The sequence below is a fragment of the Jiangella asiatica genome (genome assembly GCF_004349065.1).
Lineage (GTDB): Bacteria > Actinomycetota > Actinomycetes > Jiangellales > Jiangellaceae > Jiangella > Jiangella asiatica.
Genome location: NZ_SMKZ01000064.1, coordinates 1 through 19,020, shown reverse-complemented (window position 1 = coordinate 19,020; position 19,020 = coordinate 1). Strand labels below are relative to the sequence as shown.

Annotated in this window: 24 protein-coding genes and 1 pseudogene; 22 read left to right on the top strand and 3 right to left on the bottom strand. The window is 70.2% G+C overall.

What is annotated here, in order from left to right:
- The first annotated feature begins 58 nt into the window (after window positions 1-58).
- From E1269_RS28285 to E1269_RS28270, 4 genes are read left to right on the top strand one after another with little or no spacing between them, the layout of a single operon-like run.
- Window positions 59-268 carry a hypothetical protein gene (locus E1269_RS28285; protein WP_131900942.1) on the top strand — a complete coding sequence of 70 codons (210 nt, stop codon included), beginning with the start codon at window positions 59-61 and terminating at the stop codon, window positions 266-268.
- On the top strand, window positions 265-528 hold the full coding sequence (locus E1269_RS28280; RefSeq protein ID WP_162606671.1) for a hypothetical protein: 264 nt from the start codon (window positions 265-267) through the stop codon (window positions 526-528). Before E1269_RS28285 ends, E1269_RS28280 begins: the two co-directional genes overlap by 4 nt.
- A complete protein-coding gene (locus E1269_RS28275) occupies window positions 525-1,238 on the top strand; it encodes a helix-turn-helix domain-containing protein (RefSeq protein ID WP_131900938.1) in 714 nt (237 codons plus the stop codon). The genes E1269_RS28280 and E1269_RS28275 overlap by 4 nt, the downstream gene beginning before the upstream one ends.
- Window positions 1,235-1,588: a hypothetical protein gene (locus tag E1269_RS28270; protein WP_131900936.1), complete on the top strand. Its 354-nt coding sequence runs from the start codon at window positions 1,235-1,237 to the stop codon at window positions 1,586-1,588. The genes E1269_RS28275 and E1269_RS28270 overlap by 4 nt, the downstream gene beginning before the upstream one ends.
- 353 nt (window positions 1,589-1,941) lie before the next feature.
- On the opposite strand, the gene E1269_RS32575 is transcribed toward E1269_RS28270, so the two are convergent.
- The gene (locus E1269_RS32575; RefSeq protein WP_162606670.1) at window positions 1,942-3,372 is read right to left on the bottom strand and encodes a terminase; all 1,431 of its coding nucleotides are present in this window, start codon (window positions 3,370-3,372) and stop codon (window positions 1,942-1,944) included.
- Between the two features lie 58 nt (window positions 3,373-3,430).
- On the opposite strand from E1269_RS32575, the gene E1269_RS28260 reads away from it, so the two are divergent.
- The 13 genes from E1269_RS28260 to E1269_RS28205 all read left to right on the top strand — a co-directional run bounded on the left by E1269_RS28260 (window position 3,431) and on the right by E1269_RS28205 (window position 14,947).
- Window positions 3,431-6,442: a phage portal protein gene (locus tag E1269_RS28260; protein WP_162606669.1), complete on the top strand. Its 3,012-nt coding sequence runs from the start codon at window positions 3,431-3,433 to the stop codon at window positions 6,440-6,442.
- A 118-nt stretch (window positions 6,443-6,560) separates the two neighbouring features.
- The gene (locus E1269_RS28255) at window positions 6,561-6,914 is read left to right on the top strand and encodes a head-tail connector protein (protein ID WP_131900932.1); all 354 of its coding nucleotides are present in this window, start codon (window positions 6,561-6,563) and stop codon (window positions 6,912-6,914) included.
- On the top strand, window positions 6,911-7,267 hold the full coding sequence (locus E1269_RS28250; protein WP_131900930.1) for a hypothetical protein: 357 nt from the start codon (window positions 6,911-6,913) through the stop codon (window positions 7,265-7,267). The genes E1269_RS28255 and E1269_RS28250 overlap by 4 nt, the downstream gene beginning before the upstream one ends.
- A 13-nt stretch (window positions 7,268-7,280) precedes the next feature.
- On the top strand, window positions 7,281-7,697 hold the full coding sequence (locus E1269_RS28245) for a hypothetical protein (protein ID WP_131900928.1): 417 nt from the start codon (window positions 7,281-7,283) through the stop codon (window positions 7,695-7,697).
- Entirely contained in the window at window positions 7,694-7,981 is a 288-nt protein-coding gene (locus E1269_RS28240; RefSeq protein ID WP_131900926.1) for a hypothetical protein, read from the top strand. Before E1269_RS28245 ends, E1269_RS28240 begins: the two co-directional genes overlap by 4 nt.
- A complete protein-coding gene (locus tag E1269_RS33965) occupies window positions 7,978-8,106 on the top strand; it encodes a hypothetical protein (RefSeq protein WP_275264652.1) in 129 nt (42 codons plus the stop codon). The genes E1269_RS28240 and E1269_RS33965 overlap by 4 nt, the downstream gene beginning before the upstream one ends.
- Window positions 8,099-8,548, top strand: a complete 450-nt coding sequence (locus E1269_RS28235; RefSeq protein WP_131900924.1) for a hypothetical protein — start codon at window positions 8,099-8,101, stop codon at window positions 8,546-8,548. Before E1269_RS33965 ends, E1269_RS28235 begins: the two co-directional genes overlap by 8 nt.
- A complete protein-coding gene (locus tag E1269_RS28230) occupies window positions 8,548-9,696 on the top strand; it encodes a hypothetical protein (RefSeq protein ID WP_131900922.1) in 1,149 nt (382 codons plus the stop codon). The genes E1269_RS28235 and E1269_RS28230 overlap by 1 nt, the downstream gene beginning before the upstream one ends.
- Window positions 9,693-11,171, top strand: coding sequence for a hypothetical protein (locus tag E1269_RS28225; RefSeq protein ID WP_131900920.1), 1,479 nt, complete (start codon window positions 9,693-9,695; stop codon window positions 11,169-11,171). Before E1269_RS28230 ends, E1269_RS28225 begins: the two co-directional genes overlap by 4 nt.
- Window positions 11,168-12,301, top strand: coding sequence for a DUF5047 domain-containing protein (locus E1269_RS28220; protein WP_131900918.1), 1,134 nt, complete (start codon window positions 11,168-11,170; stop codon window positions 12,299-12,301). Before E1269_RS28225 ends, E1269_RS28220 begins: the two co-directional genes overlap by 4 nt.
- Window positions 12,298-13,239 carry a hypothetical protein gene (locus E1269_RS28215; RefSeq protein ID WP_131900916.1) on the top strand — a complete coding sequence of 314 codons (942 nt, stop codon included), beginning with the start codon at window positions 12,298-12,300 and terminating at the stop codon, window positions 13,237-13,239. Before E1269_RS28220 ends, E1269_RS28215 begins: the two co-directional genes overlap by 4 nt.
- On the top strand, window positions 13,236-13,913 hold the full coding sequence (locus E1269_RS28210; protein ID WP_131900914.1) for an H-type lectin domain-containing protein: 678 nt from the start codon (window positions 13,236-13,238) through the stop codon (window positions 13,911-13,913). Before E1269_RS28215 ends, E1269_RS28210 begins: the two co-directional genes overlap by 4 nt.
- Window positions 13,889-14,947 (top strand): hypothetical protein, encoded by a 1,059-nt coding sequence (locus tag E1269_RS28205; RefSeq protein ID WP_131900912.1) that lies wholly within the window; start codon window positions 13,889-13,891, stop codon window positions 14,945-14,947. Before E1269_RS28210 ends, E1269_RS28205 begins: the two co-directional genes overlap by 25 nt.
- Window position 14,948: 1 nt before the next feature.
- Here E1269_RS28205 and E1269_RS28200 read toward each other — a convergent pair whose 3' ends face one another.
- Window positions 14,949-15,500, bottom strand: coding sequence for a matrixin family metalloprotease (locus tag E1269_RS28200; RefSeq protein WP_131900910.1), 552 nt, complete (start codon window positions 15,498-15,500; stop codon window positions 14,949-14,951).
- On the bottom strand, window positions 15,497-15,619 hold the full coding sequence (locus E1269_RS33960) for a hypothetical protein (RefSeq protein ID WP_275264651.1): 123 nt from the start codon (window positions 15,617-15,619) through the stop codon (window positions 15,497-15,499). The genes E1269_RS28200 and E1269_RS33960 overlap by 4 nt, the downstream gene beginning before the upstream one ends.
- A gap of 59 nt (window positions 15,620-15,678) precedes the next feature.
- On the opposite strand from E1269_RS33960, the gene E1269_RS32570 reads away from it, so the two are divergent.
- The 5 genes and pseudogenes from E1269_RS32570 to E1269_RS28180 form a co-directional block, all read left to right on the top strand.
- Window positions 15,679-15,849 (top strand): hypothetical protein, encoded by a 171-nt coding sequence (locus E1269_RS32570; protein ID WP_162606668.1) that lies wholly within the window; start codon window positions 15,679-15,681, stop codon window positions 15,847-15,849.
- A gap of 132 nt (window positions 15,850-15,981) precedes the next feature.
- On the top strand, window positions 15,982-16,407 hold the full coding sequence (locus E1269_RS28195) for a hypothetical protein (protein ID WP_131900908.1): 426 nt from the start codon (window positions 15,982-15,984) through the stop codon (window positions 16,405-16,407).
- 161 nt (window positions 16,408-16,568) lie between these two features.
- Entirely contained in the window at window positions 16,569-17,321 is a 753-nt protein-coding gene (locus E1269_RS28190; RefSeq protein ID WP_131900972.1) for a CPBP family intramembrane glutamic endopeptidase, read from the top strand.
- 131 nt (window positions 17,322-17,452) lie between these two features.
- The gene (locus tag E1269_RS28185; protein ID WP_131900906.1) at window positions 17,453-18,673 is read left to right on the top strand and encodes a hypothetical protein; all 1,221 of its coding nucleotides are present in this window, start codon (window positions 17,453-17,455) and stop codon (window positions 18,671-18,673) included.
- Window positions 18,674-18,807: 134 nt separating this feature from the next.
- A pseudogene (locus tag E1269_RS28180) lies at window positions 18,808-19,020 on the top strand (hypothetical protein); the annotation flags it as partial.

Genomic DNA, 19,020 nt, shown 5'->3' with positions numbered 1-19,020 from the left:
CGACAGCTAGAGTTAATGGTCGAGAGAGGTTATCGCCTTATCGAAAGGTGAGATCTCAATGGCAAGTCAGATCGAGCAGCGACGTAAGTCGCTCGGTGGCCAAATCGCACAGAATACGCGATGGGGGCACCACGAAAAGGCACAGGAAGCGCGACGGGAATTGCATTTCCTGAATGCCGAGGAATACATCAAGAATCTCGTCGATTCATTCCCTCCGCTGACTCCCGAGCAGCGTGACCGTCTCGCCGACCTGCTGCGAGGTGCATGATGGCGCGCGGCGGCTACCGAACGACGACCCCGGCGTACTCCAGCGCTCACCAACGAGTCGCAGCGGCCCGCGGTGACGCCGCCGAGCACCGCTGCGTCGACTGCGGCGCACGAGCGCTGGAGTGGTCGTACAGAGGCGACTCGCCCGACGAGCTGATCAACCCGCGAGGGTTGAGGTACTCGCCGTGGCCGGACGACTACGAGCCGCGCTGCATCCTGTGCCACCGCATCAACGACCGCGCCAAGGCGGTGGCGGCATGATTGTCAGGGCTCCGGGTCACACGGCGCACTTCACCATCCTGGACAACGCGCTGCTGCGCGACGAGCGCCTGTCGTTCCGTGCTCGCGGCCTGCTGGCCGCCATCCTCAGCCGACCGGCGGACTGGCGCACCAACTCCACCCAGCTGACCCGTGAGGGTCGCGAGGGGCGCGATGCGATCCGTGCAGCGCTGCGGGAGCTGGAGGACGCCGGCTACGTCGTGCGGCGCAAGCAGCGGGGCGAGCGAGGGCGATGGATCACGGTCACGTTCGTGTATGAGACGCCGCAGCACTCCGACCAGGGCGAATCCGGCATCCTTGCAGGTGGCGCCGAGGACTGGAAAACCGGCGTCGGAGAACCAGGCGTCGGAGAACCAGGCGCTATACGAAGGACCGAGACGAAGGACCGAGACGAAGAAGAGCGTTCCGCCTCGTCGTCGGCTCCTTCGTCGCCTCCTCCTCGTCGGGACCGCGACGAGTCGCGGCCCTGGCGATGGAGTGATCACGTCGAAGAACGCGACGACGGCTGGCACTGCATCGACGACAGCCACGACGACGTCACCGGCTGCATCGACGAATCGCTGGCGATGAGAGGCCACGAGCCGGTCGGCGATATCGAGCGCTCGGAGGTCGACGGCATGCTCGCCAACGGGGTCCACACTCCGCAGATCATCGTGAACAAGATCATCAGCGAGAGGAGAGCAGCAGCATGAGCGACGACGCACGAGAGACCGCACGAGCACAGCTGGAGCAGCACCTGGCCAACAGCGCCGACTCGCCCTGGTGGCGCGACATGCCGCCCGCCGTCGAACAGCTGCTCACCGACGCCACCGAACGAGTCGCCGAACAGCGGGACACCATCCGCGCACTCGGAGAACAGCTACTCGCCGAACGCGCACGAGCCTGCGCCTGCCGACGCTGCCGGCGCCACCGCCGCAAGATCAGCGAGGGCCAGCGCACACCACGCCCATCCGACGCCGGCCACATCAGCCAGGTACTCATCGCCACCGTCGGTGTGCTCGGCTCTACCGGGTACCTGTTCGCCTCCACCATCCCGACGTGAGCAAAGCGTGGGCCAAGGGCAGCACCCGTGCATGGCGCGTCGTCCGTGCACGGGTGCTCGCCCGCGACGGACGACGCTGCCGACTGCAGCTACCCGGATGCACCACCATCGCCACCGAGGTACACCACACACTCGGGCGCAGCGTCACAGGCGACGACCCAGCTCACCTCGTCGCCAGCTGCAAGCACTGCAACCTGCGAGTCGGCGATCCGACACGCCTCGCGAAGGACCCACCACCCAGACCAAGAACACAGTGGTGAGTAGTCACAGACCCAGCAGGTGACAGCAGGTCCCATTTTTCCCGCACCACCAGCCGCGGACATCCATGCCCCCTATGAATCTCTCTCTCTTGATCAGCTTGCGCGCGGCAGGATCAGGCGTGGGCGTTCGCGTGGCGCTGGGAGGGTGCGCGCGAGGTGCACGGCGGCGCTCAGCGCGTAGACGCCGTCGACGTGGCCGACTCCCTTGCGCGTGAATCGCCATCCGTCGCCGCTGTACAGCTTCGATGCGCCCTGCACCTGCGCAGTCAGCAACGGGTCATTCGAGTGCAGAACACGCCTGGCGGACACGAATTCGGCCAGGCCCTGGCAGATGGCGCCGACGTCGGCCGACTTGATCTCGGTGAGACCTCGCCGGCCCCGCAGGTCTGCGGCGAGAGCGGCGGCCGGCCCACCTGGCAGCCATCCGACGGCGCGCGGCTTGATGCGGTCCAGCAGCTCATCCAGCTCGTAGCGTGCGTCCTCGGTGCTGGACCACGCGGCGACCACCTCGGCGCGCACCCGGCCGTCGTCGAGGAGGGCGGCAGCCACGAGCGTGACGTGCTGCAGGTCCGGGCTCACGTCGAGGCCGAGGCACACGCGGTCGCGGACGCCGTCGAGGGTGCCGATGTCGCCGCTGTCGGTCCAGGCGGCAAGATCGATCGCTCCGTCCATCGCGGCGACGCGCTGACACAGCGTCTCGGTGCGGTAGACGGCCGGCGGGTCGACGAGCCGGGCAGCGTGGATGCTGTCGATGTCGATGATGTGCCCGAGGCCCGGGTTCGCCTGGCGGATGGCCTCCACGTCGTCGAGCTCGCAGCCGTCCGGTGCGGACCACTCGGCGAGGAACACCCTCGTCTCCGGGTCCTCGATCGCCGCCAGCGCGCCGTCACGGAGGCTGTTCAGCACCACGCTGTCGTCGTCGCCGGCATTGGAGAACGCCGCGGTGATCGCCTGCGGCCGGGCCGTCGTCGTCTTCGAGAGCGCACCCCAGGCGAGCCAGTCGCGGTGCTCGCGCAGCTCGTCGAGGTTCAGCAGGTCGACGGACAGGCCGCGGCCGGCTGACCTCGTCGCCGCCGTGATCTTGTAGCGGGCGCCGCTGGCCAGGCGCAGCTCCTGCTCGCCGTTCGCCATCCGCACGCGGGCAATGTCCATGCGCAGGTCGTCGTCGTCCTGGGCGAGGTCGACGGCGCCGGTCCACGCCTCCCGGGCGACGTCGAGCGACTGCGCGGCACCCAACGCCAACTTGGCGCGGCCGGTGAAGATCATCCACAACGTGAGCGCCTGCATGAGCCGGCTCTTGCCGTTCTGCCGGGCGATCAGCGTGATCAGCGTGCGGAACCGCAGCGTCCCGTCCGGCCGCAGCTCCAGCGCGTGCACCAGCCACCAGCGCTGCCACGGCAGCAGCGGGAACAGGTGCTTCTCGATCCACTCGGTGGCCTCGAAGCCCAGCGACGTCTCCGGTGTCAGCTCGCGCAGCGGCAGCGTGAACAGCCGCGGCTGCTCGCACCCCAGGACGGTCGACACACCATCATCGTCGCATCAAGAATCTCGACGTCAAGAATCTTGGCGTACCATCTGGTACGTGGGATGGCGGGATGCACTGCGACTGACGCGCCGAGCGGCCGGGGTTCAGGCCGTCGCACCGGCGCCGCGCCAGACGTTCTCCAGCATCACCATTCCGCCCGAGCTGCTGGAGGCGATGGCGCCTGCCGGCATCGCACCGCGCATCTCCCGCAGCGAGGCTCTGCAGGTGCCGGCCGTGCTGCGGGCGCGGAACCTGATCAGCACGCCGGGGTCGCTGCCGCACCGCGTGCACGGACCAGACCGCCGCGTCGTCCCCGACGCCACCTACCTGCTCGGCGGCCAGATCGACCCGGACGTGCCCAACAGCGTCACGCTGGCCGTGACCTACGCCGACCTGCTGTTCGAGTCGGTCTCGTTCTGGCGCGTCACCCAGCTCGGCTGGCACGGCTTCCCGACCCGCGCCCAACACGTCCCGCTCGACGCCGTCACCGTCCAGCCCGACGGGCCACTGCTGCCGTCGGACTACGACCCGGAGAACCCGCGCTGGCCGGAGCACGGCCGCGTCTACATCGACGGCGTCTACGTCCCCGACGACCAGGTGATCCGGTTCGACTCGCCGAACCCGCCGCTGCTGATCCACGGCGCCCGCGCCATCCGGTCCGCTCTCATGTTGGACAAGGCCGCCGCGCTGTTCGCCTTCGGCGTGCCGCCGCTCGGCTACTTCTCCGCGCCCGAGGGTGCGGACCTCCCGGACAAGGACGAGGTCCAGGAGATCATCGACGACTGGCAGACGTCCCGGCAGCGCAACGCCTGGGGCTACGTCGGCGGCCTGCAGCTGCACCAGCTCGGATACAACCCCGAGCAGCTGCAGATGGCCGACGCCCGCCAGCACGCCGTGCTGGAGATCGCCCGCGCCACCGGCATCGACCCCACCGACCTCGGCGTGTCCGTCACGACCCGGACGTACCAGAACAGCGAGCAGCGCCGCCAGGACTTGATCGACTTCACGCTGGCGCCGTACGTGTCCGCCGTCGAGGACCGGCTGTCGATGAACGACACGCTGCCGCGCGGCTACACCGCCCACGTCGACTGGGCCGCGTTCCTGCGCGGCGACACCCTCACGCGGATGCAGACCTACGAGGTCGGTCTGCGCGTCGGCGCCTTCACCGTCGAGGAGATCCGCGAGCTCGAAGACAAGCCGGCCCTCACGCCGGCCGAGCTCGCCCGCATCCGTCCCGCTGCCCAGCCGCAGACCCAGCCCCAGGAGGAGGCCGTGACCGAGACCGAAGCCGAGCGACCCGCCGAGCGTACGTTCAGCGCCGGCCCGGCCGTCCAGTTCGACACGCCCGAGGTTGCCGCCGCGTTCCGGGTCAACGCCGAGAAGCGCACCATCACCGGCCTCGCCGTGCCGTGGGGCGTCGCCGCGCGCTCCGGGGGATACGGCTGGCGGTTCGCCAAGGGCTCGCTGTCGTGGACGGACCCGGCTCGGGTGAAGCTGCTGCGTGACCACGACGCGCGCCAGGCCGTCGGCCGTGCCACCGCGCTGAAGGCCACCGACGCCGGCCTGGAGGCGACGTTCAGTGTCGCCCGCGGTGAGGAGGGCGACCGCGTGCTCTCGCTCGCTGAGGATGGCGTGCTGGATGGCCTGAGCGTCGGCGTCGACTTCACCGACGAGGACGGTTGGCAGGCCGACCCGACCGACCGCGCTGTGCGCCTGGTCCGCAACGCGGCCCTGCGGGAGATCACCATCACGGCGATGCCCGCCTTCGAAGACGCGCGAGTCACAACCGTGACCGCGGAACGAGAGGAACCCGACATGTCCGACACCAAGGTCAAGGAGACGGCCGAGGCGCCGGACCTGACCGCGTTCACCGCCGGCATCGCCGAGGCCGTGGAGAAGGCCGTCACGGCCGGCTTCGCCCGCATCGGCGTGGACCCCGAGGACCCGCAGAACATCCGCGAGGTCGTCCGCGCCGGCCGCCCGACGCCCGGCGTGCAGGTCGTCCGGGAGGCGCCCGTCTACCGGCTCGACGGCTCCGGCCCGTCGTTCGTCCGCGACGCCTGGAAGGCGAAGCAGGAGCACGGTCCTGCCGCCGACGACGCCGTGGCGCGGCTGCGCAAGTACTCCGAGCAGTCCGCCGACTTCGCCCAGCGGGCCGCCGAGCTCAAGTTCGTGGAGTCCACCACGAGCGACCCGCAGATCATCCCGCCCGGCTACCGGCCCGACCTGTACGTGGGCCAGCTGCCGCAGGGCCGCCCGCTCGTCGACACCGTGTCGCGCGGCACCCTCACCGACGCCACGCCGTTCACCGTGCCGCGGTTCGTGTCTGCCACCAACGCCACCAGCGACCACACGGAGGGCACCAACCCGACGCCGGGCAGCATCACGTTCGAGCCGGTGACGGTCACCCCGGGCGCCATCTCGGGCCTGATGGAGGTCACCCGCGAGCTGGTCGACTCGTCCAACCCGCAGATCGACGCGATCGCCCTGCAGGCCATGCGCGAGTCGTACAGCCAGCAGTGCGAGGCCAAGGTGTACGCCGAGCTGAATGGGCCGAACGGCCAGGGCGGCACCATCACCAACGGCTTCTCCGGAGCCGGTGCCCAGGTGTTCACCAGCGCCGGCGCTGGCCTGGAGCTGCTGACCACGGTGCGGCAGGCCCTCGCGGTCTACCCGTTCCGCCGGTTCGCCGCGCCCACCCTGGCCCACCTGAGCCAGGAGGCCACCTCGGAGTACGCGGGCGCTGTCGGTGCCGACGGTCGGCCGCTGCTGCCCAGCATCGGCGCCACCAACACCGCCGGCCTCGGCAACGCCGTCCAGCAGGGCTGGTCCGTCGACGGGCTGGCCAACGTGCCCACCTGGTCGATGCTCGGCAATGGCGCCGGCGACGCCGACGTCCTCGGCTACAACCGCTCGGACGTGTGGGCGTGGGAGTCGGCTCTGCTCACCTTCCGCTACGAGGAGCGCAACGGCCCCGCCCAGATCGACCTGGCGCTGTTCGGCTACTTCGCGACGCGGCTGCTGCGCCCGGTCGGCCTGTTCGCCGTCCGGCACACCGCGGGCTCCTGATGGCCGAGCGCAAGCCGAAGGCCAAGGCGAAGCCGAAGGCCGAGCCGGTCCGCGCCGGTGGGCACGTGCTCACCGAGCGCGGCTGGGAGATCGAGAAGAAGTAGGGAGGTGACTGGGCATGGCGTGGCCGCCGACGCTGGACGAGCTGAAGGACGATCTGAAGATCACCGACGACCGCGACGACGAGCGGCTCACCCGTGTCCTCGACGCCTCGGTGTTCTTCGTCGAGCGGGTGCGCGCGCGTGACTACAACTTCGGCGGCGGCTCGACCTCGACGAAGCCCGACCCGGCCGGTGACGCCAGCCTGATCCTGGGCACGATCAGGCTGGCCGGCCGGTGGCACGCGCGCAACCGGTCGCCCGACGGCCTGGTGATGATGGCCGAGGCCGGGTCAGGGCGCGTGCCGTCCGTCGACCCCGACATCGACCGTCTGCTGCGCATCGGCCGCCACGCGAGACCGGTGGTCGGATGAACGTCCGCGAGGCCGCCGAGGCCATCGAGGCGGCGTTGGCCGCCGTGCCGAACCTGCGGGTGACGCGAGACCCGGGCGCATCGCTGGACCCGCCGGCCGCCGTCATCATGCCGCCGCGGCTGACGTGGGAGACCGGCTGCACCGAGCCGACGGCAGCGACGTTCCTGGTCTACCTCACGCAGCGGTTCGACGACCGCAGCATCGAGAACCTGTGGGATCTCGTGCCGGTTGCGGCGGCCGCCATCGACGAGGGCACCGACTTCGCCGTGGTCACCATCGCGTTGCCCGGCACCTACCAGGTCGGCAACGCCGATCTGCCCGCGTACGAACTGACCGTCGAGGCGGACCTGTGAGGAAGGACCGGACATGGTGAACCACAAGAAGCTCAAGGAGATCACGCTCACGCTGGACGGCGTGGACTACCAGTGCCAGGTGTCGAACTGGCAGGTGGTCAACAACACCGAGGACGGCGAGCGGTTCTACACGTTCTGCCCGGACGGGGAGTTCCGCGAGGAGGCCGACCCCGACTACGCGCTGGAGCTCACCTACTTCGCCGACTGGACCGTGGGCGGCATCAGCGACGTCCTCACCACCCTCGACGGGCAGTGGGTGACGTTCCTGCTCGTCAACCACCCGGACGACCCGGACTGGGGCGTCCAGTGGACCGGCGAATGCAAGGTCAAGGCGCCCAGCGCCGGGGGTGCCGTGCGCACCACCGAGACCCAGACCGTCACCTTCCCGATCGAGGGGAAGCCGATCTACAGCAGGGACCTTCAGTCGTGATCGAGTTCACCGTCAAGCCGGACCACGGCGAGCCGTTCGACATCACCGCCGCCTCCCGCGACGTCTTCCTGTGGGAGAAGGCGTACCGCGGCGCCGCGTTCTCGAACCTGCGCGGCGGCGGCACCATGACCGAGCTGTACCAGCTGGCGCACACAGCGTGCCGCCGGCAGGGCATGTTCGCCGGCTCGCTCGACGAGTTCGCCGACACCCACGACCTGGCGTTCGAGGAAGACCAGGACGACGAGCCGGACCCTACCCAGCCGGATCACTCGCCCGACGAGTGATCGAGCTGGCGGTCGCCACCGGCATCGCGCCGTCGGTGTGGGTGGAGGAGGGGATGCCGGCGATCGTCACCGCGACCGAGCTGATCGAACAGGCGTTGAAGAAGGAGGGGGACTCTCGTGGCTAGGACGTCGCTGACGATGACCGTCCGGGTCGACGGCGTCCACGAGACCCTCGACGCCTTCCGGGACCTGCCCAAGGACGCCAACGACCAGCTGCGCGACCGCGCCCAGCGGCTGGCGCAGCTGCTCGCCGACCGCGCCACCCAGTCCGGCCGCGCCGAGGGGCGCCAGGCCCGTCTCGTCGCCACCACGGTGAAGGCGCGGCGCGACCGTGTACCCGTCGTCGAGGCCGGCGGGACGAAGCGCCTGGGCCGCAACCGGGCGCCCGCGTTCAAGCTGCTGTTCGGCTCGGAGTTCGGCTCGCGCCGGTACCGGCAGTTCCGGCCGCACCTGGGTCGCGGCTCGTACTGGTTCTTCAAGACCATCGAGTCCGAGGAGGCGCTGATCAGCCGCGAGTGGAACGCGGCCGCCGACGAGATCATCGACGAGTTCACGCGAGGTGGATGATGGCCGGCGAGCGTACCGTAAAGATCAAGTTCACCGGTGACGCGCGTGGCCTGGAGAACGCCACCGACGGAGCCAGTCGCGGCCTGGACCGCGTGTCGAGCGCGAGCCGCGATGCCGGCGCCAGCTTCGACCGCGCCGGCGAGGCCGCCGACTCCGTCGACACCCGAGCCATGGGGTTCCGCGACACCCTGACAGGTGTCCAGGACTCGATGAGTGGCGTATCGATGATCGCCAAGGGTGACCTGTTCAACGGCCTGTTCACCCTCGGTATGGGCGTCGGTGACCTCGCGTCCGGGTTCGCGAACTTCCTCATCCCCAGCGTGAAGGCCGCCGCTACCGGGTTCATCTCGAACGCCGTAGCGACCGTGAGGGCGACCACTGCTACCGTCGCGCACACCGTCACCACGAGGGCCGCCACCGCCGCGACGACCGCCTACACGGTCGTGCAGCGCGCGCTCAACGCTGTGCTGCGGGCCAACCCCATCGGCATCGTCATCACCGTCCTGGCGGCCCTGGTGGCCGCCGTGGTGCTCGCCTATCAGCGCTCGGAGACGTTCCGTCGCATCGTCCAGGCAGCGTTCGGCGCCGTGCTGGCCGCTGGCCGCGCCGTCGGCAACGGCGTCGCCACGGCGATGCGGACCGTTCGTGATGCGGTCGGTGGCGCGGCCAGCTGGGTAGGCGGCCGGGTTGACGCCATCGTCGGGTTCTTCACCGGGATGCCCGGGCGCATCTCGCGGGCCGTGTCCGGGGCGTTCAACGGGCTGGGCAACGCCTTCCGCAGCGCGATCAACGGGATCATCCGAGGCTGGAACCGGCTGTCGTTCACCATTGGCGGCGGCTCGTACGACCCGCTCGGGCAGTTCGGGCCAACCATCACCGTGCCCCGGTTCACCTTCAACACGCCCAACATCCCCACGCTGCACTCCGGCGGCGTGTTCATGCCCCGCGACGGCCGCTCCGAGGGGCTGGCGCTGTTGCGCCGCGGCGAGCGGGTCCTGACGCCCGGCCAGGGCGGCGGCGAGATCACCGTGAACGTGATGCTCTCCAAGGAGGCCATCGCCGGCATCGCCCAGGTCGAGATCAAGAAGAACGGCAGGGCGATCAAGCGGGCGATCACCTCCGGCGCACCGAGGGTGGCGACCGCATGAGCAGCCTCACCCTGACTTACCTCGACGACCTGTCCCGGGTTCGGATCGAGGCCACCGACCTGCCGGCTGGGATCGCAATAGTGGAGCGGTCGACCGACCAGATCCGGTGGACCACGGTCCGCGGCGGCACGGCCGTGCCGGTCGTCAACGGCGCGTTCAAGCTGGACGACTACGAGTTCGCCGACTCGGTCGAGAACTTCTACCGGGTGCGGCCACCGGCCGATGCCCCGACCGCGGACCTGCGCTCCATCGCCGTCGACACAGCCACCGACGACGGGTTCGACAACCAGTCTGTGACACCCCCGGCCGGAGTCCAGCCGGGGGACGTGATCGTCGCCCTCCAGATGCAGCAGGGCGGAAGCGCCGCCGACATGACGCTCCCAAGCGACTTCGGCGGTGGTGACACCTGGCACCCGTTGATTTCCGGCGGCTTCTGCAAGCTCTGGTGGAAGGTGCAGGGCGACACGTTGCCCCCGTTCTACATCTTCCGCAAGTCCACCGACGGCGCATGCGTCGTTGCCGTGGCCGCGATCAGCGGCGGCCGCGAAGACCTGGCGCCGGTAGCCGCCTCAGCCTTCTCCGGCCTCCTCCCGACGCTCAACCCGGTCGAGACGCCGTCGGTGGACCCCACCGGCCCGCATGACTTCGAGCTCCGCATGCCGACCGGGCAGGTGCAGGCACCGACTCCGGCCACCGGAAACAGCGACTTCCTGGACCAGGCCGGGTACACGAAGTCGGCCGACGCAGCGACGCCCATCGTCACGAGCGGGAGCACCGACGGGTACATGCTCGGCGCGGTCTACACGCGGCACCTCGCCTCAGCTGGCCAGAGTGGCCAGCAGGCATTCGCGTTCGACCTCGAAGCCGGCGACACCGACGGCCTGTTCAACGCTCGCGGCTTCACCGTCGCGGTCGGCTCGGTCACGGACGTAGTGCTCACCGCCTCGATCACGGTGGCCCTGGACGGCCTGTGGTTGAAGTCGCTCACCCGGCCGTTCCTGAACCGCAAGGTGGCGCTGACCGACTTCTCCGAGGTCGAGCGTGCCTCCCGTAACGGCGTGTTCCCCGTCGTCGGCCGCAGCTACCCGGTCGCCGTGACCGACCTGCGGATGTCGCGGCAGCAGACCATCACGATCATGACCGACAACCTCGGTGACGCCCGCGACTTTGACGTGATCCTGTCCTCCGGCGACCCGATGTTCCTGCATGCGCCAGCCACCTGCGGCGTGGACACCATGTACGTGGTGATCGGCGACACCACCGAGGGCCGGCGGTCCACCCGGGGGATGCGGCGCTACTTCGACCTGCCGCTTACCGAGGTCGCCGCGCCCGACCCGTCCATCGTCGGGTCCACCGTCACCTGGCAGGGCGTCCTCAACGCCTACGCCACCTGGCGCGACGTCATCGCCGCCAACGCCACGTGGGCGCAGCTCATGGACCGCATCGGCGACCCGACGGACGTGATCGTCCCATGAGGCCGGTTAGCCAGCAGTTCCTCGACGCGGTGCGCGACTCGCACAAGATGCGCGCCGAGGTGATCGCCGTGCCCGGCCACCAGACCGGCGTCAACCCCACCGGCACACAGATCAAGATCCTGGGCGGCAACGTCGTGTCCGACGGCACCGCCGACGTCCGCGCCAGCCTCGACCTGACCACCGAGCCGGCACTGTGGCCCAACGACCACACCGACGTGCTCGCGCCGTACGGGCAGGAGCTGTTCGTCCGGCGCGGCATCGAGTTCGGCGACCGTCACGTGGAATGGGTGAGCCTCGGCTACTTCCGTGTCGAGTCGCCGGCCCAGGATGCAGCACCGCTCGGTGAGGTCGAGGTGACCGCCAAGGACCGGATGGCCGCGATCGTGGACGGGCGCCTGGTCGCGCCCGTGCAGTTCGCGCTCGGCACCACCCTGCAGGAGGCGTTCGAGCAGCTGATCCTCGACGTGTACCCGTCGGCGGTCATCGACGCCGACTTCGACATGACCTCGGTGGTGTTCAACCGCAACATGGTCGCCGAGGAGGACCGGTACGCCTTCCTGCGCGACCTGGCCGACGCGATGGCCAAGGACTTCTACGTCGACTACCGGGGGATCTTCGTCGTCAAGGACCGGCCCGACCCCGCGGAGCCGGTGTTCGAGGTCAACGCCGGCCGCAACGGCGTCCTGGTGGAGATGTCCCGGGAGCTCACCCGCGAGGGCGTCTACAACGGCGTCGTAGCCACCGGTGAAGGCGCGGACCAGACAGTCCCCGTCCGGGCGCTGGCCGTCGACGACGACCCGGCGTCGCCCACGTACTGGCATGGTGTGAACCAGTACGGTCTGACCTTCGGGAAGGTGCCGCGGTTCTACTCCTCGCAGTTCCTCACCACCACCCAGCAGGCGCAGGCCGCCGCCGCCAAGATGCTGCGCGACAACCTCGGGCTGCCGTTCTCGCTCGACCTCGCCGCGGTGCCCAACCCGGCCCTGGAGCCCTTCGACCCGGTCCGCGTGCTCACGCGGGACCACGACTACATCCACACGCTGCAGACGGTCACCATCCCGCTCACTGCCGGTGAGCCGCTGACGGCGACCACGAAGGACCAGACCAGCATCGAGATCGGGCTGTCATGAGCACCCAGGACGATCTGACCACCGCGCTCACGCGGCTGGTGTCTGCCGGCGAGGGTGACATCGGGTTCCGGTCCGGCATCGTGACCCAGTGGGAGACCGACACCGGGCACAACGCCATCGTCATCGCCGGCACCTCGATCACGGGCGTGCCGTTCCTGATGCGCACCGAGGCCCTGGCCATTCAGGTCGGCGACGTCGTGGGCGTCCTGCGTGTGAAGTCGCAGTACTTCGTGCTGGGGCGCATCTCCACCGACCCTGGCGAGATCGTGGTGCGCGACGGCGCCGGCCGCGCCACCGTCCGCATCCGCCGCACCTCGGCCGGCGGCGGCGAGATCGTCACCTACCACCCCAACGGCGTCCCGCACATGATCGCAGGACAGCTGATCATCGAGGACACCGGCGAGATCGTCGGCCAGGGGTTGGTGGTCCAGCAGGACGACCGGCGAGACCTGTTCGGCATCGCGCCGCCAGAGCCGAACGCACCGCCGATCGTGCGCATCTCCGACCACGAGGGCGTCCGGGCTCTGGCCACCGACGCCGGGCCGGCCGGCATGCTCGACCGCCCCTACATGGACGTCCCGGTGTACCCGGTGTCCTCGCTCGGCAACAGTTCGGTCGACTCCACTGCATACACGACCGTCTGGCTCGGGCGCCTCTATGTGACGCACCCAGCACTGCATGTGGCCATGCGCTGCTGGTGCGCTCCGGAAGCCACGGGGGGCGCCGTTCGGGTGTTGGTCGGCGGCCACCAGCTCGGCAGCACGGAGGCGTTCTCCGGCACCACGGCCCAGATCGTCGACCTCGGTCCTCGCCTCCTCCCGGACCCCGTCATGACGCCGTACGGGTTCTGGACGCTGGAGCTGCAGCTGCGCAGGACCGGCGGCTCCGGCTTGGTCATCGGCATGCCGTATTCAGTCACCAAGAGAGGAACGCCATGAACACGCCCATCTACGGCTGGCCGGTCCCCACCCTCGACGACGAGCCGGACGGCCCGGACCAGATCGACGCCGGCTTCCGCGCCATCGAGGAGACGGTAGACGGGATCGACACCCGGTCGAGCGGAAACGTCGCCCTGCTGGGTCAGTTCATGTCGTCGCAGATCCCGGCGGCGCCTCCGGCATCGACCGACGAGACCGCATACCCGATCGGGCTATCGGTCAGCAACGTGTCCGGGGACAACACGTGGCCGGAGAACTTCGGTTTCGTGGTCACCTTCCGGCATCCGACTTCCGCCCGGACGGTGCAGCAGTTCTTCAAGGTCGGATCGCAGGAAACGGCGCAGCAGTGGGTGCGGCACTGGCGTGCGGCCGCGGACGTCTGGTCGGACTGGGCAGAGACGACGAGCCCGCCGGACGCAGCGGCCGGCATCGCCACCGTGTCGTTCACCTCGCAAACCACGCATACGCAGAACGTGAGCTTCGGCCGGACGTTCGATGCGCCGCCCGCAGTGACCACCGAGATCGTCAGCGGATCGGGGGCGACGGCCCAGCATCACAGCCGGGCGATCAGCGTCACCACCACCGGCTTCACGCTGTTCATCTTCAACTCCACGGGCAGCACGACGAGCTGGTCGAATATCCCGGTCTCGTGGCAGGCGATGGCGGTCTCCTGACGGAGACACGCCCAGTACATATCAGGAGGTCACGCGCAATGGCACCCGCTCGAACCGCTGACGGCCAGCTCGTCGGCCGCGCCGTCCCGTACGCCGACGGCGACCCAGCCACCGCACTGCAGGGCGAGGAGGTCGACGGCTTCCCGCGGACCGCTGACGGCGACCTGGTGGGGCGCGTGGCGCTCTACGCGGTCGTTGACGGCGTCGCCACGCCCATCACGACCCTGGGCGGCAACGCCAGCGACCAGGTGACCGCTGACCCGCCGCTGGTCGTCACCCCGAACGGCGATGACGTCGTTCTGTCGCTCACCACGGACGCGGCCAATGGTGTGCCGGTGCTCGACGGCTCCGGACTCATCAAGCTGGCTCAGATGCCGATCAGTGGCCTGAACTACCACGGCAACTGGGATGCCAGCACGAACACGCCGACGCTCGCCGACGGGACCGGGGCGGCCGGCGACATGTACCGGGTGCACGTCGCCGGCTCACAGGATCTCGGCTCCGGGTCGATCACCTTCGACGTGGGCGACCTGGTCGTCTACGAGGGCGCGGTCTGGCAGAAGTTCGAGGCGGCGACCGGCGTCATCTCGGTCAACGGCCACACCGGCGCGGTCACGCTCGTGAAGGCCGACGTCGGGCTCGGCAACGTCGATAACACCAGCGACGCCGACAAGCCCATCTCCACGGCCACCAAGGCGTACGTCGACTCTGCCGTGGCCGGCGTTGGTGGTGGACACCTCACCGTCACCACCCAAACCGGCGAAACCGTCAACCTGGCAGCCGACTCGCCCACAGTTCAGCTGATCGACACTACGGGCAACGTCAACGACACAGCAGTCAACCTGCCCACCGACGCGCCAGCCGGCAAGGTCTTCACGATCAAGCAGGTCGCCGGCACGCTCGGCATCACCATCGACGGCTCCGGGGCCAACATCGACGGCACACCGACCATCGGCATCGAAAGCCCTCTGGGGCTCCGCACCGTTGTCTACGACGGAACCAACTGGTGGGTCATCAGCGGCATGGGCGCCTGAGCTACCCGTACATCTCCGCAAGCTGGCGCCGGTCCGACTCGGTCAGGCCGTCGTGGTCGCTGTAGTCGAGCGGGTCCATGACCGACTCGCCCTCGAAGGTGTGGTCGAGGCCGGCGGCGTGGCCGAGCTCGTGCACGAGGACCATCCGCCAGCCGCGCGCGTCGAGCCGGAACGCCTCGGCGACGTTCAGCGAGATCAACGCGGCGCCGTCGCGGGACGGGTTCGGCCCGTTGTACCAGCCGGACCAGCTCTCGTCGTCGCGGATCACCAGGGCGACGAGCACAGCGTTCGGCTGCCCGCTGCAGTCGTCCTCCACGACCATCCGCACGAGACCCTCGAACTCGGCGGCCGCCTGGGCGACGGGGAAGCCGCTGGTGTGGTCCTCGATGCACAGCACCGGGTCGGTGCCCTCCAGCCGGTCGCCGGTGCTGTAGGGCGCCGGCTGCGGCTCGGGGGGAGCCACGACGCCGCGGTCGGCGAGCAGGACCACGAGGATCAGCGAGAGCAGGACCGCGATGCCCAGCAGGGCGTAGAACTTCGGGTCGCGGATCATCGTGTCGACACCGCGAAGATCACGAACGCGATCGGGTAGGTGATGTGAGGGAGCCACACCAGCAGTCGGTCGAGGCTCTGGAGCTTACGCTGGCGCAGGGGTGCGTTGGTCGTGGACATCGGCCCTCCTGAACGTATGGACTGACCCCACCTTCTGGAACGCCCTGTACTTCCCGTACGTGGCCGGCATCCGTCCGTACCGCCGCCAGCCCGACCTCAGCGGCCTGGACGACACCTCGCGCCGGGCGTTCGACTGGCTGCGCCGCTACGTGCCGGAGCGGACCCTCTACAACTGGCAGAACGCGGCGGCCCGGGTGGTGGCGCTGGACCTGCGCTCGCGCGACGACTGACTCCCCGCTGACTCCCCGCGCGGGCGAACTGGCAGTGATTGGCAGTGCCAGGTCTGCAGGTGGCAGTGGTCTGCCGGCGACGGTGGGCGGTGTCCGACACGCATTCGCACCTCACTCAAGGAGCTGGTCCTCATGACCACGAACACCGTCGCCCGCACCGCCTCCGTCGCCCGGGTCCGGGAGACCCCGCTGCTGCGCTGGGTCCTCGAGCTCGATGGCGTCGGCACCGGGCTGAACGGCCTGGCCTACCTCGTCGCGGCCGGGTGGATCGGCGACCGGCTCGGCCTGCCGACCGCGCTGCTGTACCCGGCCGGCGCGTTCCTCGTCCTGGCCGGCGCCGTCCTGGTGGCGCTGTCGACACGGCGCGTCGTCCCGGTCGCCTGGCTGTGGGGCGTCGTCGCGATCAACGCCGTCTGGGTGGTCGACAGCGTCGTCGTCGCCGCGGCCGGCTGGTTCGACCTGACCACCGCCGGCACCGTGTGGGTCCTTGCCCAGGCCGCGCTGGTCGCGGGGTTCGCCGTCGTCGAGACGGTGGCGATCCGCCGGGTTGCCGGCTGACCGGGGGCACGCCGTCCGTCCCGGCCGTGAAGGCACCGTCCTGGCCACGAGCCCCGCCCGGACCTCCCGGCCCTGACGCGCATGAGCCCGCGTCGGGGCCGGTCGCGGTTACCCTCGGAACCGTGGTCGGTCAGCAGGTGCCCGCGACGCACGACGAGCAGATGACGCAGCCGTCGCGGCGGCGAATCACGGCCGAGGTCTGGATCGTCCTGGGCCTGTCGCTCGGGCAGTCGGCGGTGTACGCCGTCGTCAGCCTGATCGCCAAGCTGACCCGTGAGGGCAGCCTGCGCGACCAGACGGCCACCCTCAACGCGCCGCAGAGCACCCGCGAGTACCTCGACCTGACGTACCAGCTGCTGTCCATCGGGTTCGCGCTGGTGCCGGTGGTGCTGGCGCTCTACCTGCTGTCGGCGCCGGGCCGCTCAGCGGCCCGGGCCATCGGGTTCGACCTCGGACAGCCGCGCCGCGACCTCCTGGTCGGCGCCGGGCTGGCAGTCGTCGTCGGCCTTCCCGGCATCGGCGTCTACGTGCTGGGCCGCGAGCTCGGCGTCAGCGCGACCGTGGTGCCCAGCGCACTGGACGCGTACTGGTGGACCGTCCCGGTCCTGATCCTGTCGGCCCTGCAGAACGCGGTGGTCGAGGAGGTCATCGTCGTCGGGTACCTCATGACTCGCCTGAAGCAGCTCGGCTGGGAGCTGCCGGCCGTCATCGCCATGAGCGCCGCGGTGCGCGGCTCCTACCACCTGTACCAGGGTTTCGGGATGGCGATCGGCAATGCGCTCATGGGCGTGCTCTTCGCGTGGTGGTACCACCGGACGGGCCGGGTGATGCCGCTGGTCATCGCGCACTCCCTGCTCGACATCGTCTCCTTCGTCGGCTACGACCTCTTCGCCGACGAGCTCGGCCTGCCGTGATCAGACGGGCCGTCAAGCCCGTTCGCCCCGCGCTCACCAACGGCGAGGGGACGCGAAGAAGCAGGGGTCGGTGGCAAGTGCAGGGCTGAGTGGCGCCGGAACGGGCAGGCTGGCCACCGCGTCCAAGGTGCATGACGCCGCCACGGGCACGGTGGGTGGCCGCGACAGGGCTGGTGGCCCTGCTCGCGGCGGGTTGCGGTGCGGACGCGTTCGATCCGGGGACGGACAGCGATTCGACGGAGTCGGGCTGGGAGCGGGTCGCCGACGCGCCGCTCAGCCCGCGCGAGGCGCCGCTGACGGTCACCGTCGGCGACTCGATCCTGGTCATCGGCGGCAGCGACGGTCCGCCGTGCCCGCCGAACGCGGGCTGCGCCGGCCCGCCGGAGCTGCTGCGCGACGGTGCGGCCTACGATCCCGTCGCCGACGCGTGGGCACCGATCTCGGACGCGCCGGCCCCGGTGGGCGCCGGGCCGGACACCGCCGCCGTCGTCGGCGACACCGTGTACCTGCTATCGACGCAATACCCGGCGGACGGGGCGTTGCTGCGGTCGTTCCTGGCCTACGACGCCGCCGCGGACAGTTGGGCGACCCTGACACCGCCGGGCGCCGACGACTGGTGGAGCCTCACGACAGTGGCCGGGCAGATTGTCGCCTACCTCAGCTCGCACGAGACCGGGGGGAGCGGCGCGGCCCGCGACCCGATCCCGCCCGACCTCGTCTACGACGCCGTCACCGACACGTGGTCCGAGCTCCCGCCCGACCCGCTCGCGCCGTCGTTCGACCGCCGGCTGGTCGGCACCGACGACGGCGCCGTGCTGCTGACCAGCGACCTGGTCCCGGACCCCGGCGTCGACCCGCCGGTGGTCCGCGCCGCCACCCTCGACCCGGCGTCGGGCACGTGGTCGCGGCTGCCCGACGGCGACGTCCTCACCGGCATCGGCTTCCGTCGCGTCGGAAACGTCCTGGTGAGTGCGGTCGAGGGCGGCGCCGACGGCGGCGAGACCAACAACTGGGGCCGCCGGATCCCGTACGCCGGCCTCCTCGACCCCGTCGCCGGCACCTGGTCCGAGCTGCCCGAGCGGGCCGAGCGCGATTCGCTGGACGGGTTCATGGTCCCTGGCGACGTCAGCGGCGAGCGGACCGTCGTCTCCGGCGCGTGGGTGCTCGACGTGCCCACGCTGACCTGGAGCAGGGTGCCCGACCCGCCGGAGGACGGCCACGTCCAGGGGCAGGCCGTCGCACTCGCCGACACCGCCGACGGCACGACGGTGTTCTTGTGGGGCGGCTCGCGCTGGCCCGACGGCGAGCTGGTGGCCGAGGGCTGGGTCTGGCGGCTGCCACCACCAGGATGACCCGGGACACTCCGCCCCGGATGGTGGGACACTCGACCCGTGACCAGCGCTCCGACGATGATGTCGACGGCGGATGAGAACTCTCTCATCCGCGGCTCATCGTCGTCTCCCGCGGCGGGCCGACGATGCTGTCCATGAAGTCGGCGGCAACCCTCACCGTGGCCGCGCTGGTCGTCGTCATCGCCGGCGCGATCGGCGTCGGCGCACTCGTCGCCGCGCCGTCCGTCGGTGACGACTTCGGCGACCCGGTCGATGTCGGCACGCCCGGCTCGTCCACCTCGGACCCGGGGACGATCCCGTCCGAGACGCCGAGCCGGACCCCGTCGCCGACCCGCACACCCACCCCG

Coding starts and splice junctions, on each gene's coding strand:
- E1269_RS28225 (WP_131900920.1), top strand. CDS start 9,693: ATGAGCAGCCTCACCCTGACTTACCTCGACGACCTGTCCCGGGTTCGG.
- E1269_RS28230 (WP_131900922.1), top strand. CDS start 8,548: ATGGCCGGCGAGCGTACCGTAAAGATCAAGTTCACCGGTGACGCGCGT.
- E1269_RS28220 (WP_131900918.1), top strand. CDS start 11,168: ATGAGGCCGGTTAGCCAGCAGTTCCTCGACGCGGTGCGCGACTCGCAC.
- E1269_RS28195 (WP_131900908.1), top strand. CDS start 15,982: ATGACCACGAACACCGTCGCCCGCACCGCCTCCGTCGCCCGGGTCCGG.
- E1269_RS28190 (WP_131900972.1), top strand. CDS start 16,569: ATGACGCAGCCGTCGCGGCGGCGAATCACGGCCGAGGTCTGGATCGTC.
- E1269_RS28185 (WP_131900906.1), top strand. CDS start 17,453: ATGACGCCGCCACGGGCACGGTGGGTGGCCGCGACAGGGCTGGTGGCC.
- E1269_RS28215 (WP_131900916.1), top strand. CDS start 12,298: ATGAGCACCCAGGACGATCTGACCACCGCGCTCACGCGGCTGGTGTCT.
- E1269_RS28275 (WP_131900938.1), top strand. CDS start 525: ATGATTGTCAGGGCTCCGGGTCACACGGCGCACTTCACCATCCTGGAC.
- E1269_RS28210 (WP_131900914.1), top strand. CDS start 13,236: ATGAACACGCCCATCTACGGCTGGCCGGTCCCCACCCTCGACGACGAG.
- E1269_RS28245 (WP_131900928.1), top strand. CDS start 7,281: ATGGTGAACCACAAGAAGCTCAAGGAGATCACGCTCACGCTGGACGGC.
- E1269_RS33960 (WP_275264651.1), bottom strand. CDS start 15,619: ATGTCCACGACCAACGCACCCCTGCGCCAGCGTAAGCTCCAGAGCCTC.
- E1269_RS28280 (WP_162606671.1), top strand. CDS start 265: ATGATGGCGCGCGGCGGCTACCGAACGACGACCCCGGCGTACTCCAGC.
- E1269_RS28270 (WP_131900936.1), top strand. CDS start 1,235: ATGAGCGACGACGCACGAGAGACCGCACGAGCACAGCTGGAGCAGCAC.
- E1269_RS28285 (WP_131900942.1), top strand. CDS start 59: ATGGCAAGTCAGATCGAGCAGCGACGTAAGTCGCTCGGTGGCCAAATC.
- E1269_RS28255 (WP_131900932.1), top strand. CDS start 6,561: ATGGCGTGGCCGCCGACGCTGGACGAGCTGAAGGACGATCTGAAGATC.
- E1269_RS28200 (WP_131900910.1), bottom strand. CDS start 15,500: ATGATCCGCGACCCGAAGTTCTACGCCCTGCTGGGCATCGCGGTCCTG.
- E1269_RS28250 (WP_131900930.1), top strand. CDS start 6,911: ATGAACGTCCGCGAGGCCGCCGAGGCCATCGAGGCGGCGTTGGCCGCC.